Source organism: Mesorhizobium sp. M1307, from assembly GCF_040318155.1.
In the GTDB taxonomy this organism is placed as follows: Bacteria; Pseudomonadota; Alphaproteobacteria; order Rhizobiales; family Rhizobiaceae; genus Mesorhizobium.
This window is the reverse complement of sequence record NZ_JAMYLR010000024.1, coordinates 77302-91047: the sequence shown is the minus strand read 5'-3', so window position 1 is coordinate 91047 and position 13746 is coordinate 77302. Positions and strand designations below refer to the sequence as shown.

10 protein-coding genes are annotated in these 13746 nt (G+C 62.1%); 5 read left to right on the top strand and 5 right to left on the bottom strand.

Annotated features, from left to right (window positions below; genetic code table 11):
* Positions 1-150: 150 nt before the first annotated feature.
* Together NKH16_RS22990 and NKH16_RS22985 are read right to left on the bottom strand one after the other, a co-directional pair.
* On the bottom strand, positions 151-2235 hold the full coding sequence (locus NKH16_RS22990; protein ID WP_352901891.1) for an ABC transporter substrate-binding protein: 2085 nt from the start codon (positions 2233-2235) through the stop codon (positions 151-153).
* 118 nt (positions 2236-2353) lie between these two features.
* The gene (locus NKH16_RS22985; protein ID WP_352449637.1) at positions 2354-3820 is read right to left on the bottom strand and encodes an alpha-glucosidase/alpha-galactosidase; all 1467 of its coding nucleotides are present in this window, start codon (positions 3818-3820) and stop codon (positions 2354-2356) included.
* A gap of 199 nt (positions 3821-4019) precedes the next feature.
* Between NKH16_RS22985 and NKH16_RS22980 the strand changes: the two genes are divergently transcribed.
* The 5 genes from NKH16_RS22980 to NKH16_RS22960 all read left to right on the top strand — a co-directional run bounded on the left by NKH16_RS22980 (position 4020) and on the right by NKH16_RS22960 (position 9235).
* Positions 4020-4895 carry an AraC family ligand binding domain-containing protein gene (locus NKH16_RS22980; RefSeq protein WP_502911731.1) on the top strand — a complete coding sequence of 292 codons (876 nt, stop codon included), beginning with the start codon at positions 4020-4022 and terminating at the stop codon, positions 4893-4895.
* A 505-nt stretch (positions 4896-5400) separates the two neighbouring features.
* Entirely contained in the window at positions 5401-5838 is a 438-nt protein-coding gene (locus NKH16_RS22975) for a CBS domain-containing protein (protein WP_352472517.1), read from the top strand.
* A 113-nt stretch (positions 5839-5951) separates the two neighbouring features.
* Complete coding sequence (locus NKH16_RS22970) at positions 5952-6878, top strand: NADP-dependent oxidoreductase (protein WP_352746121.1); 927 nt, start codon at positions 5952-5954, stop codon at positions 6876-6878.
* 357 nt (positions 6879-7235) lie between these two features.
* Positions 7236-8927, top strand: a complete 1692-nt coding sequence (locus NKH16_RS22965; RefSeq protein ID WP_352746124.1) for an FAD-dependent oxidoreductase — start codon at positions 7236-7238, stop codon at positions 8925-8927.
* Complete coding sequence (locus NKH16_RS22960) at positions 8924-9235, top strand: UBP-type zinc finger domain-containing protein (RefSeq protein WP_036238601.1); 312 nt, start codon at positions 8924-8926, stop codon at positions 9233-9235. Before NKH16_RS22965 ends, NKH16_RS22960 begins: the two co-directional genes overlap by 4 nt.
* Before the next feature lie 145 nt (positions 9236-9380).
* Here NKH16_RS22960 and NKH16_RS22955 read toward each other — a convergent pair whose 3' ends face one another.
* From NKH16_RS22955 to NKH16_RS22945, 3 genes are all read right to left on the bottom strand, one after another.
* Positions 9381-10550, bottom strand: coding sequence for a GNAT family N-acetyltransferase (locus tag NKH16_RS22955; RefSeq protein WP_352746127.1), 1170 nt, complete (start codon positions 10548-10550; stop codon positions 9381-9383).
* Positions 10547-11542, bottom strand: coding sequence for a sterol desaturase family protein (locus tag NKH16_RS22950; protein WP_352746130.1), 996 nt, complete (start codon positions 11540-11542; stop codon positions 10547-10549). Before NKH16_RS22950 ends, NKH16_RS22955 begins: the two co-directional genes overlap by 4 nt.
* A gap of 237 nt (positions 11543-11779) precedes the next feature.
* A complete protein-coding gene (locus tag NKH16_RS22945; protein WP_352746132.1) occupies positions 11780-13708 on the bottom strand; it encodes a heparinase II/III family protein in 1929 nt (642 codons plus the stop codon).
* Positions 13709-13746 lie beyond the last annotated feature (38 nt).

Sequence of the window (13746 nt, the reverse complement as noted above, 5' to 3'; positions counted from 1 at the left end):
CCCCCCCCGGCTTCGGGGGTGCAAATAATCCAAACCTGGGGGGGGCCCTGCCCTTTGGGGGCCGGGCCCTTTTTTTGTTCGTTCGGTGGTTTGGTTGGCCCCGCCCCCCCAACGGGGGGGGCCCGGAGTTCTCAGTCAGGGGAGGTAAACCTAGTTCATCGGGCCCTTGTCTCCGGGCTTGCCGGGAAGCTCTTCGGGGAACAGTTCGTATTTGGCCTGCTTGTCGGCAGCGACAAAGACCCGCTCGCGGACGATCGAATCCTCGGCCCAGTTGAACATGAAGATCGGCGTGCCCTGCGGGATGTTGGAGAAGCGTTTGTTGATGATCAGCGCGCCGGGATATTCCGTCAGGCCGACATTGTAGACGTGCTCGGTCGAGATCTTCTGGAAATCTCTCATCAGGCTGGCGCGCTCGTCATTGTCCGCGGACGAGACAAATTTGTTGACGATGTCGACGAGGTCCTTCTCGAAAGGCAACATATCGACCTCGCCGTTTTCCGGCGCACGATGGTCCCAGCTGGTTCGTGGACCGACCGGGGCCAGTTGATCGGTATTCTGGACGACGGAAGTCAGCTCCTGATCGTTGCGCCGTACCAGCCAGTCGAAGCGGCCGGAGTATTGCGAGGCATCGCGCTGGGTGCCGTTGAGTCCGTTCAGCACGATCCGCAGCCCTAGCTTTTCCATCTGGGCGACTACACCTTCGGCAAGGCTCTTGTCGGTGGTGTAGTCGTTGTTGACGAGCATCACGATCTCGACATTCTTGCCGCCGGCGGTACCTGCAGGAAAATTGACGAAGCCGTCGCCGTCCGTGTCCTTCAGGCCTGCCTTGGCGAGTTCCGCCTTGGCGCCTTCGAGATCGAAGGGGTAGTAGACCGTCGACTTCCGGTCGTAGAAGCTCGTGCCCGAGGATAAGCCGCCCGGATAGATGGCAGTGAACGGACCCTTGACCAGCGAGTCGCCGAGCGCCTTGCGGTTGAGCGCCATGGTGACGCCTTTGCGGAAGTCCTCGTTGCGGTTCAGCTCGCGTATCGCCTGTCCGCGCTCGTCGGGGTTGCCCCAGCCATTGGCTGAGAAATTCATGCGCAGATTATAGCCGATCAGCCGCGCGCCGAACGCAAGCCGTGCCGGTGCGTCCTTTTGCGCCGCGCGCTTCAGCGAGGCGACGAAGTTCTCCGGCTGCTCCAGATTGGAGAAGTCGCCGGCTCCCGCGACGGCCTGAACGTCGCGGTCGGCCCAGGTCGACAATTTGTAGTGCAGTTCATTGAGATACGGCAGTTGGTTGCCCTTCTCGTCGACCTTCCAATAGTACGGATTGCGACGCATGACGATGATGTCGTCGGGGCGGTATGCCACCGGCACCCAGGCGCCCATCACCGGCATGTTCATATATTCCGGCGGGAACGCGTTCTTGAACTGCTCGTAGGTGTTCTTCGAATATTTCGGATGCTGCGGCTTGAGGATATGCGACGGGCCCGGACAGAAGGTGCCGTAAGCCATGGCGTAAAGGTATTGTTTCGGAAAGGCGTCCTTGAACGTCCACTCGACGGTGTAGTCGTCGATTTTCTTCAACGTCGTGCCGACGCCGAAGGTCTCCTGCGTCGCGCCGTTCAGCGGCGACACATTAGGGTCGATCACCTCGTCGTCCCAGTAGAACATCACATCGTCGGCGTTGAACGGAACGCCGTCCGACCATTTCGCGCCCTCGACCAGATGCATCGTCAGCGTGTGGCCGTCCTTGGACCAGTCCCAGCTCCTGGCGAGGTTAGGCAGCGGCTCCGTGTCCTTGGCCTCGACCTGGAACAGCGGCGCGGTGCGCGTCAGGCATTCGGAAAGGCCGATGTCGATACCGCCCCAGCCTTGCGTCTGGCCCGCGCCGTAGTTCCAGCCCTCCGGCCGGCCGCCGATGACATGACGCATCGTATCGCCGTAGACACCGGCGCCGTCCGGCATATTGCCGGTCTTGAAGACCAGCGGCTCCTTCGGCAGCCGGTCCTTGACCGGCGGCAGCTTGCCTGACTTGACGTATTTGTCGGTGACCCAATCGGGTTCGTGGTATTCCGGAAGTGCCTTGAACTCCAGGATGGAGTCGCGCGCGACGTATTTGATCTTTCCCTCGGCGGGAAATTGCGCGGGCACCGGCGGCACGGTCGGCTCGGATGCATACGCATTCAGCGCCGAGGCTGAGACGCTAAGCGCCAGCCCGGCGAGAATGCCAATGTTTCGAAAATTCCTCATCGTCTCTCCTCCCTGTTGTTCAGGAGCGCGTTGACGCCGCTCCATTTCTCCTCGAACAATGTACAGACGGGTGCGGAAAATCCTCCCGAAAGCTCGCCGCGATCCGTCCTGGCGAAATTCAGACGGCCTGCTTGAGAGCCGTTTTTTCCGCACGCAATTCCTCGATCGAACGGACGTCGCGCCTTGCCGCACCGGCCCATTCGCGGGTCTTGATCCTGGATTTCGAAAGCCGTTCCTTCGCGGCCGGCACCGCATCGGCATATTGCGGCAGCCAGCGAGCCTGGGCGACGACCATTTCGTCCACCATTTGCCAAACCTCTTCCGGCGTCGAAACCGCGCCGACCAGCGGGTCGTGCAGGACCGCGAGCTTCAGCAGGTCGATATCGCCGGAGATCGCCGCATGAACCGACATGCGCTGGACGTTGATGGAGGAAATGCAAGTGGCGGCGCAGGCCTCCGGCAGCGTGATGCCAGAGGCCATGTTGATGCCGAAGCGGTCGACGAAGCCGGGCGACTCGACGATCGCGTCCTGCGGCAGGTTGGTGATGATGCCGTTGTTCTTGACGTTGAAATGGCCGCGATAAACGCGGTTCGTCTCCAGCGCCTCGAGAATGTGGCTGGCGTGCTCGTTGGAGCGCTTGGCGGGGTCGATCGGCCTCGCGGCGGACTCCAGAAATTGCGGGAATTCTGTTTCGAACCAGTTGCGTGTTTCGGTCGAATAACGAAGGTAGCCGCCGGTCTCGCCGTGGATCCAGTCGGACATGTCGATCCAGCGGGTGATTTCGTCCGGCCGCTTGCGATACCAGGGCAGGTATTCGGAAAGATGGCCGTTGCTTTCGGTCGAATAGACGCCGAAGCGCTTCAGGACATCGATGCGCAGCTTTTCCTGCTGCGAATAGACCGGATGCGCCTCGAAGGCGGCAACCAGCTCGTCCTTACCGATCTTGCGGCCGTTGAGACGCAGGTCGATGAACCAGGTCTGGTGATTGATGCCGGAGCAGACGTAGTCGAGCTCGGTGCGCGACTTGGCGCCGAGCACTTCGGCGATCTGGTCGGCGCCATGCTGGACGCCGTGGCAGAGGCCGACGGTATCGACCCTGCCATATTCGATCGCCGCCCAGGTGTTCATAGCCATCGGATTGGCGTAGTTCAGGAATTTCGCCCCAGGCTCGGCGACTTCGAGAATATCCTTGCAGAAATCGAGGATTACCGGAATGTTGCGCTGGCCATAGAGGATGCCGCCGGCGCAGATCGTGTCGCCGACGCACTGGTCGATGCCATACTTCAAGGGAATTCGGATGTCGTCCGCATAGGCTTCGAGACCGCCGACGCGAACGCAGCTGATGATGTAGCGGGCGCCCTCGAGGGCAGCACGGCGGTCTGTCGTTGCCGTAACCTTGGTCGGCAGCCTGTTGAATTCGACGACCCTGTCGAGGATCGACTTGATCATCTGGAGGTTGCGCTCGCTGAGATCGGTCAATGCGAATTCGACATCCCTGAATTCAGGAACGCACAAAATGTCGGTGAAGAGCTTCTTGGTGAACCCGACGCTTCCCGCACCGATGATAGCGATCTTGAAACTCATCAGCCTCACCTCGACCTGATCGAACGCTAGGGCAAAGGCGGCGAAAAGAGGCCTGGCCCGCCTGCCACGCTATGCAGGCTGGAATCCAGCACTTCCTCCCATCCGCTCTTTGACCGCGGTTTCTTTTGCTTTTCTCGAGGGATTATGCGCCTTATTCGGCACGCGACCAGAGAAGGATTATGCTTTTAGGGGTAATTTTGTGCTGCGGAACTTGATCGACATCGGGCCGGCGGGCAGGACGGTATCGCTGCCGCGCGGGCGCCAGCGCCTACACACCATGCCGACAAGCACCGGCTATGAAGTGCGCGAGAACGAAGTCTACGACTGGGATGGGCGCAAGCGCGGCCTGACGCCGTTTACCGTGCTCCAGCATACCATCAGCGGCACTGGCCGATTGCGCTACGAGAACCGGAACTACCGCCTGCAAAAGGGCGACACTTTGCTGGTTCTCGTGCCGCACAACCACCGTTACTGGCTGGCCAAGGGCGAACGCTGGGAGTTCTTCTGGATATCGATGAACGGCGAGGAGGCACTGCGCATCCACAAGTCGATCCTTGCCGCCGTCGGTCCGGTGCTGCGGCTGCAGCCCTCGACGATCGATCATCTGGCTGATTGCAGTGTGCGCCTGATCACGGGCGCGGTCTCGCCGGGAGCCGCCTCGGCCGTCGCCTATGAAGCAGCCATGGCGCTCTACGACGATGTCTTCGGCTCGCATGCCGCCACCGACGACAAGAGCGCCATGCAGCCGGTCATCGATCACATCAGGGCCAATCTCGACAGGCCGCTCCGCGTTGCCGATCTCGCTGAGATCAGCGGCCTGAGCCGCGCGCATTTCTCGCGCTGCTTCGCCGAGAGTGAAGGTCTTCCGCCCGCCGAATTCGTGCTGCAGCAGCGACTGCAGCGCGCGGCGAAGTTGCTGACGAAGGCCGATTTCCTGCCGGTCAAGGAAGTCGCCATCATGTGCGGCTTTGAGGATGCCAATTATTTTTCGAAGGTCTTCCGCCGCCTCTACGGCATCAACCCGACGCAGTTCCGCACCAACGGGATGTATGCCAGCCTTGGAACCGCCCGATAGCCCGATAGATTGCACCGCGCTTGGCATCGGGTGCGGGAACGCTTTTGCTTCCCCTCGGTTTAGGACAAGAGAGCCTGCTCGCCGCTCCCGCACCCCCGCTCCGGCGGAGATCAGGCCACAAATGTTAGGGGAGTGATCGATGAACAACCCCGATCCGAACAACCCGAATCCACTGCCGGACAATCCCAATCCGGAGCCGGCCCGGCCGCCTGCCCCGCCGGAGACTCCGCCGGGAGAACCTCCAGGCGTACCCCCGCCCTCGCCGGATCCAATTCCGACGCCGGACCAGGAGCCGATCGGAGTTCCTCCCGGCACGCCTTCCGAAATTCCTTCGGAACCGACCTTTCCCGGGCCGACCGCCTGAAGGGCGGTCGGGTGGAGGATGGCAAGGGTGATTTCGGCGAAGCGCTCGAAACGGGTCTTGCCATGGAACGTTTTGCGCTGGCGCTCATTCACCCTTCCATCATGGAACCGGCGGCGGGCCCTGCAACCAAGGGAGGTTAAAATGAAAGTTGGCAACTGCATGACAAAGGACGTCGAGATCGCCAGTCCGCAGCAAACCCTGCGCGATGCGGCAGAAATGATGGGTCGCCTCGACGCCGGCGCAATGCCGGTGGGCGAGAACGATCGGCTTGTCGGCATGGTAACCGATCGCGACATCGCAATCCGCGGCGTCGCCCAAGGCAAGACACCTGACGCCAAGGTACGGGAAGTGATGAGCACCGAGGTCAGGTATTGCTTCGAAGACGAAGACGCGGAGGATGTTCTGCGCAACATGGCTGACCTGAAAGTGCGCCGCTTGCCGGTGCTGAACCGCGACAAGCGCCTGGTCGGCATCGTTTCGCTGGGCGACCTCGCCACCAACAGCGAGACGGCGACAGCAGGTGAAGCGCTGAGCGGCATCTCGCAACCCGGCGGCGAGCATTCGCAAACGATACACTGACGGCGCACCACCGGCCGGCCTTTGCTACGACCGAACCGCCGGCTGGATAGACGCCGGCCTGCCGGCGAAACTGTTCAGAGCGAACTGGACTGCAACCCGACGAGGAGCAAGCCATGATTACGATGAAGGCCGTCCGTATCCACGATTTTGGTGGACCGGAGGTTCTTTCGCTGGACGCGGTTCCGTTGCCTCAGCCGCATGACGACGAGGTCACGCTCAAGGTCTACGCGGCAAGCGTCAATCCCGTCGACTACAAGGTTCGCGAGGGCTCTTCGGGCGCGGATCTGCCCGTCACGCTCGGCCGCGACGTATCCGGCGTGGTGGAACTGTGCGGCACGCGGGCCCATACGCTGAAGAAGGGCGATCCGCTATATGCCATGCTCGGCAACGACCGCGGCGGCAACGCCGAATATGTCGTCGTCAAGGCAACGGAGGCGGCGGCGAAGCCGCAACGCTTAAGCCACGCCGAAGCCGCCGCCGTGCCACTTGCGGGCCTTACCGCGTGGCAAGGCCTTTTCGATCACGGCGGCCTCAAATCCGGGCAGCGGGTCCTTATCCATGGCGGCGCCGGCGGCGTCGGTCATCTGGCGGTGCAGTTCGCAAAGGCCGCGGGCGCGTTTGTCGCGACGACCGTGTCCGCGCAGGATTTCGATTTCGTCCGCGCGCTTGGCGCCGACCAGGCGGTCGATTACAAGAACCAGCGCTTCGAGGAGCTTGTCGAGGACGTCGACCTCGTCTTCGACCTGGTAGCGGGTGAAACACAGGACCGCTCGTGGGACGTGCTCAAGCCCGGCGGGACGCTCGTCTCAACGCTTTCCGAACCGTCGGCGGAGAAGGCCCGCCTGCATCGGGCTCGCGGCGTTTCCTATTTGACCAAGCCGAACGCGGCGCAGCTTGCCGAGATCAGCCGCCTCATCGACGCCGGGAAGGTCAGGCCATTCGTGCAGACAATCTATCCTCTTGAGGAAGTCGCCAGGGCCGAGGAACAGCTCGAGAAGCAGCACACGCGCGGCAAGATTGTGCTTCAGGTAGCTGCCTGAGCACCCGCCGAACAACAGGCCGCAGGGCAGTTTGCGGAGTGCTCGGACAGGCCGTTTTCTGCTGTCCAGAAGCCCGGCGGCCGAGAGTTTGACACAGGACGGCCCGCCGGGCCTGGCCGGCTTAGGCAGGTGCCGGCTGAAGCAGCATGCGCCGGGTTTGCCGGGCTGCGCAAATCAAACAAATCAAGGAGATGCAACGGATTGTGAGGCACGTCGCGACGACACCGTCGCACGGCCGCCGTCAGTTAACTGCGAAGCGAAGGGCACAGCGTTTACCGACAGGCGGGCTAGCTTCCTACCGGCCGCAAGCCGCAAAAACCGCTTCAAACTGTCGGAAACCGGCGATAGGTTCGAACCATGTCCCAACCCGCCAATCCGATCTCCATTGCCCGTCGCGATCAGATGTTTCCAGTGCTGGCTGAGGCGGACCTGGACCGCATGGGCCGTTTCGGCGAAGCCGTGTCCTATGCTGCAGGCGAACAGATCGTCAAAGCCGGCGAGCTGGCGCCCGGTTTGATCGTGGTCCTGTCCGGCAAGGTGGATATCATCCAGGGCGGCAGCTTCGGCCGGCGCGAAACCATCGTCACGCACGGTGCAGGCAATTTCGTCGGCGAGTTGGCGCAGCTTTCAGCCCGACCCTCGCTGGTGGATGTGGAGGCGGTCGAGCCGGTCGAGGCGCTCGTCATCCCCTCGCAAAGGCTGCGGGACCTGATGGTGCAGGAAGCAAACCTCGGCGAGCGCATCATGCGGGCGCTGATCCTGCGCCGTGTCGGCCTGCTCGAGAGCGGCACAGCCGGCCCGATCATTGTCGGACCGGTCGACAGCGGCGACGTTTTGAGGCTGCAAGGTTTTCTGGCTCGCAGCGGTCAGCCGCATCGCGTTCTCGATTCGGCTGCCGATCCCTGCGCCAGGACCCTGATCGAACGCTTCCATGTCGATATCCACCATTTGCCGATCGTGCTCTGTCCGAACGGCAAGCTGCTGCTCAATCCTGGAGAGAACGAGCTTGCCCGCTGCATCGGCCTGGTGAGGCCGATCGACGCCGGCAAGCTGTACGACGTGGCCATTGTCGGCGCCGGACCGGCCGGCCTCGCGGCGGCCGTCTACGCGGCTTCCGAAGGGTTGTCGACGATCGTGCTCGATTGCCGTGCCTTCGGCGGACAGGCGGGTGCCTCCTCGCGCATCGAGAACTACCTCGGTTTTCCGACCGGCATTTCGGGAATGGCGCTGATGGCGCGCGCTTACAACCAGGCGCAGAAATTCGGCGTCGAGATGGTGATACCGGACGAGGCGAAGCTGCTGGGCAGCGCAAGCGACACGTCCGGTGCCCACTACACGCTCGCCGTCGGCGGCGGGGAGACCGTGCGGGCACGGTCGGTGGTGATCGCCGGCGGAGCGCGCTATCGCCGCCTCGACATGGCAAACCTGGCGCAATTCGAGGGAACCTCCGTGCATTACTGGGCTTCGCCGATCGAAGCGCGGCTTTGCGCCGGGCAAGAGGTAGCCCTGGTCGGCGCCGGCAATTCGGCTGGTCAGGCTGCCGTCTACCTGGCGGCGCATGTGAAGAAGGTATGGCTGCTGGCGCGCGGCAGCAGCCTCGATGCGAGCATGTCGCGCTATCTGGTGGAGCGCGTCAGGGCACAGCCGAACATCGAAGTGCTGGCTGAGACGCAGATTGCGGCACTGGAAGGCGACGACGGCAATCTTGGCAAAGTGCGCTGGCGCAACCGCGACACCGAGACAGCACGTCCGATCCGCCACCTCTTCCTGTTCATCGGCGCCGATCCGAACACCGACTGGCTGGCGCAATGCGGCGTGGCGTTGGACGCGAAGGGCTTCGTTCGCACCGGGCCTGACATTGGCCAGGAACGTGGTGCGCTGGAGACGAACCGCGGCGGGGTGTTCGCCATCGGCGACGTGCGCTCCGGCTCGATCAAGCGCGTCGCCGCTGCCGTCGGCGAAGGCGCCCAGGTGGTTGCAGCGCTGCATGCATATCTCGCGCGAAACGGCAGTCTCGCCGTGGCGCCACAACTGGTCAGGAGCGTATGATGGCAGACGAATGCAGGCACGCCGGGGACATTCGCGACGTGACACCGAGCGCGCTCGGCTGCGAGGAATGCCTGAAGAGCGGTTCGCAGTGGGTGCATCTGCGGCTCTGCCGCACATGCGGCCATGTCGGCTGCTGCGACGACTCGCCCAACCGTCATGCCACCAAGCATTTTCGGGCAACCGGCCATCCTGTCATCGAAGGCTACGATCCGCCGGAAGGTTGGGGATGGTGCTACATCGACGAAATCTTCCTCGACCTCGGCGACCGCACCACGCCGCAAAACGGTCCGATACCGCGCTTCATTTGAGCTTTTTGCGAGCGGGCCGTTTCCGTGAAACGATGAACCGTTCTAAAGCATGTCGCGCAAAAGTGTGCAGCGGTTTTGCGATAACGACATGTATAAAACAAGAATCTAAAGCGCGTTGCATGAGGCCGATCGAACGCGACGCGCTTTAGTCCAAGGCTGCTTCGGCTTGAGCGGGCGCATCGCGTCCCTCTGGTGGTGCCGATGACCGCTCGCGCATATGCCTGACCGTCTGGAGGACACGATCGGCAAGAAATGCAAGCGCGCCCTGTGCCGTGCGCGTCCCGATGACGGATTCCAGCGTAACCGCCTGCGTTGAGAATTTGTGTTTGAACGACTCTGCGCCACAGAGGAAATCGACCATGCTCAAACCGTGATCGATCGACCACTGCACGTAATCCATCAACAGGATCACACCCGGCGACGCCCGGCCGAAATCCGGATCGAACGTCGTCACGAAGGCCATCATCACGTCGTGCTGGACGAAATTGATCGACACCGCGACCATCACGCCATTGCATTCGAGGACGAAGATATGCAGCACGCCGGCGCGCGCCAACGCATCGACGAGCGCGGCGAGTACCGGCACGCCCTCTTCGAACAGGTCTGACTCACGCATGCGCTCGGTCAGCCATTTCCGCTTCAAGGCCGCGAGGCGCTCCAGTACCGGTTGCAGCGGCTCGTCGGGGGCAAGCAGGCGAAATCTCACCTCTCCGGTTTCTTCCAGCGCTTTGATGCCGCGCCGATAGTTCTGGCGCGTCTTTTTCGACTGGCCCGCGAACCATGCCGCTCCGCTTTCCCATTGTCCGGCAACGCGATAGCTGACTTCCGTTCGGTGAAACGGACGAAGCCTGATGCCGCCGGAAGCTCCCGGCGTGAAAATTTTGCGGGCCGCCGCATCCGGTGAGAGACGATTGATCAAGGCAAGGTCGAAGCCGCCGGCGTCGCACAGTTGGGCCCATAGCTCCTGCAGCGCCGATATCGAGCATTCCGGAGCAACGAGAATATCCCCATAGTCGGTATAGCTGCCGGCCGCCCATTCGAGAAACCGCAGCCCCCTGCGCCTGCCGATCGCCAGCGGAACGACAGCAACGAGTCTCTCGCCCTTCCAGACCAGGCCGATCCGCAACGCGCGCTGGTCACGGCGTTGTACGGTACTCCACCATGCCGAAATCCAGGCATGGCTTTGAAAGATCAGCCCGTCGGTACGATGCCAAAGCTCCATCCAAGCGGCTTCGACCGCAACCAGGCGATCCGCCGAACGGACGATTTCCAGGCGCTCCGCGCCTAGGACGTCGATGGAAACAGCGGTGTTCATGAAGGAGAACTGTCCTGTGGCTGCGCGACCACATTGGGCCGTCTGTGAAACAGTCGCATGACATGCCTTGCCATCTTCTTGAGCGGCAGGATGTAGAGCCCAAAGAGCGACTGGTAATCGCGCACATCGCGATCGACCAGGCCAAATTTCAGGTCTTCATCCGGCTCCGGGACAAATTGCGTTCCGAACAGACGATCCCAGAACGAAAAAAGCAGGCCGAAATTCTTGTCATAATGACGAGGGTCGATGCTGTGATGCACCTGGTGCCAGTGCGGACACAGGATGATGTTGTTCAACGGGCCGAACGATATCTTGAGATGCGTATGGCGAACAAAGTCCATCATCAGGATGTTGCGGATGACGTAGACGTTGATGCCGAAGATAGCGACCTCTACCGGATCGAGTGCGATCAGGCTCCAGATCCCGAAGCAGATGCCCGGGATGACGCCATCCCACATACGGTTCATCAGATCGTCCAGCGGATGAACCCGGTCCTTGGTGATCCCCACCATCACCTCGGCCGAATGATGTACCTTGTGCAATTCCCACAGGAACGGGAAACGGTGCTGGGCGACGTGGTAGAGGTAGTATGAAATATCATAGGCGACCAGCATGGTTGCGGTGAAGATGACGATCGTCACCGGTCCCGCCGGGCCGCCGAGAAGCGGCGCGTGGATGTTAAGGAGCCAGCCAATTGCCTCGCGTGTGCCATAGCCCACCGCGACGACGAAGGTGACGCCGGCAGGAATAAGCAGGAAAGGCATCATCGCCCGTTTCGTGATCCAGAACAGGGCGTCGGCTCGCGCCGACGGGTGCAGGATGACTTCCTGTGGGAAGGCGAAGTCGAAAAAGTCCCTGAGGGACTTATGTTCGGCAGTTCGCCAGTAGGCGATCACCGCGCTGCCCAGTGCGGTGAGGAGAAGCAGGCCGAGCGTGGTCAGATTGACGTTCGAAAGCTTTTCCACAATCGCTCTGGCAAATTCGGAAAACATTAATGCAGCGGCTCCTGGTCGTAAGAAGGCAGTCTGGGGTCGTAAGAAGGCGATCTGGCGAATAGCAAAGCACAAAATTCCCGCCAAACTCGCTACGCCGCCTGCAACCAGTGGCTGTTGCGGGCGCAGCGGGCAAAGCAGGCTGGATGGTGCGAGACTAGCAGATCAACGGTAACGAAACCGCTAAATGTCCAAACGTAATTAATGTCGAATACGGCTGGAACTCGCCCGGCAACTCTACGTTGGCACCGGTTTTTGCTGTTGCGGCGGGTGAATTGGGGCAAGATGGATATCGATCCCGGCTTCGCCCACTTCACCGTGCCAGGCGAGGCGTTCGGCTTGCTGCCTGCTGCCAAAACGCAGTGAAACCCAACCGCCTTGGCCCGGCATGTCACCGCCGGCGCCGATATCGAGAGCAGCATCAGGAAAGCGGATGGCCAACAGTACCTCGTCGCCGCGCAATACCGTGACCGTATCTTCGTGCCGGTCGGCATGGAGGCCGGCGGCCAGTTGGAAGACGATCTCGGACTGGCGCCTGCCGCCGAGCAGTTGGTCGGTGATGAGGATGCCATCGGCCTGGCGCGCCAAAGTGCGCTGATGCACGACGCCGAAGCGGCTTCTATAGCCGTCATGCCGGGCGCTCAGCCTCCAGTGCGGTCCCGGCTCGCTCTCCACCAGCGCTGCGACTGCCTTGTGCGACCAGTTGAAATTTCCAGCGATGGTGCTTTGGCTCTCGCCCTCGATGTTGAGCGTGTTGTGTGCCGGTGTGGAGCGGAACCAGTCGCGCCATGCGCCTCCCGAACCGTAGAGCCAGGTGCCGGGATCGACCAGCACCGGCTCACCGTCGATGCACAGGGTGAGCGACAGCGCGTCGGCATGGCCGTGCGCCGCTATCGAGAGATAGCCGAGCGGTCCATGGTCGAACGTCAGTTCGACATTGCGGCCATTCATTGCTCCGCGCCAGACGGAGAGCCCGCCTTGCGTGAATGTCTGCAAGCCATGCACCGCGGGCGCCGGGCCTGACGGTGCACCAAAGAAAAGCGAACGAAAATCGTCAGGCTCCGGCGCGTTGCCCGGCGTCCCCAGTAAGCCGTGGATGGCGGCCGCGACGGATCGGATATAGTTCGGCTCGTCGCCCAGCTTCAGCACATGGCCCTCATCGTCGTCGCCGAAGCGGGCGGCTTTCTGTGGCAGCCAGCCGACGAAATTGGCGAAGGCGCCCAGACGCGCTTCGACGGCCGAGGGAAACGGCGTTCCCGCCTGGCGCGCCGCGGTGGCGCACAGCAAGATGAGTTCGGCGCTGAAGGCTGCATAGGTCGGCGTTTGCTCGGCACCGGCGCCGTCGGCAAGAATCTGCTTGTGCGTCTCATTTAAGAGGGCGCTGCGGGCAATTTCGGATTCGGCCCCGAGCGCCAGGCCAACCAGATATTCGCCAGCCAACTCTGCGACGAGATGGTTGTTGGCGGAGGAATATCGCGACGGAAACCGCGGCAGCCAATAGGCGCTTGCCGCGAGTATCTCACCAGCTTTCCGCAGCGTCGCCGGGTCAAGCCGGTCACCGATAAGGTCCAGGGTGACGATCACGCTGATGGCTCGCAGCGCTACTTCGATGCCGGAAGCCCAGCCAATGCCTCGGAACGGCGGATTGGCGGAATGCCAACTGCCGATTGCCGCCTCAATGGCACTCCGGGATCGATTGTCCTCGCTGAGGAGCAGGTGTGCAGCCAGTACTGGCAATTGCTGCAGCCGGTTGACCTCCCAGACACATTTTATATCGCCAAGGTCGCCGCCATCGCGAAAATCGATATCGAAAGTATGAGCCTCGGCGCCAGGCCAAAGCCTGCCGGTTACCGGATCAAGACGCCAAAGCTCAGCAGGAAACAAAAGATCGGGCTCACGCTTTGGCCATGTCCGCCCGAGTGCCGAAAACCGGCCATGAAGTGCCTCTTGCGCGGCCGCCGCTATGGCCTGCCGTTGAGCGTCGGTCGCTGCCAGCGCAGCATGGCGAAATCCGGGCAGCACTGGGTGCAACTGCGGCGATGGATAGCGCTCCCACCCATCATCGCGGCGGCGCGACGCGATCCTTCGACGTTGCTCGCCCAGCCGGTGCAACACCTCGGCCGGTCCCATGCTGCGCAATCGGTTGATGTACCAGCCGATTCTCATGCACGCCCCGTCAACGTTTCGGTCCTTGTATACCATGC

Bases quoted from the DNA above. Each gene is read 5' to 3' on its own strand.
- NKH16_RS22990 (WP_352901891.1), bottom strand. From the start codon at position 2,235: ATGAGGAATTTTCGAAACATTGGCATTCTCGCCGGGCTGGCGCTTAGC.
- NKH16_RS22955 (WP_352746127.1), bottom strand. From the start codon at position 10,550: ATGAACACCGCTGTTTCCATCGACGTCCTAGGCGCGGAGCGCCTGGAA.
- NKH16_RS22960 (WP_036238601.1), top strand. From the start codon at position 8,924: ATGATGGCAGACGAATGCAGGCACGCCGGGGACATTCGCGACGTGACA.
- NKH16_RS22975 (WP_352472517.1), top strand. From the start codon at position 5,401: ATGAAAGTTGGCAACTGCATGACAAAGGACGTCGAGATCGCCAGTCCG.
- NKH16_RS22970 (WP_352746121.1), top strand. From the start codon at position 5,952: ATGATTACGATGAAGGCCGTCCGTATCCACGATTTTGGTGGACCGGAG.
- NKH16_RS22965 (WP_352746124.1), top strand. From the start codon at position 7,236: ATGTCCCAACCCGCCAATCCGATCTCCATTGCCCGTCGCGATCAGATG.
- NKH16_RS22950 (WP_352746130.1), bottom strand. From the start codon at position 11,542: ATGTTTTCCGAATTTGCCAGAGCGATTGTGGAAAAGCTTTCGAACGTC.
- NKH16_RS22945 (WP_352746132.1), bottom strand. From the start codon at position 13,708: ATGAGAATCGGCTGGTACATCAACCGATTGCGCAGCATGGGACCGGCC.
- NKH16_RS22985 (WP_352449637.1), bottom strand. From the start codon at position 3,820: ATGAGTTTCAAGATCGCTATCATCGGTGCGGGAAGCGTCGGGTTCACC.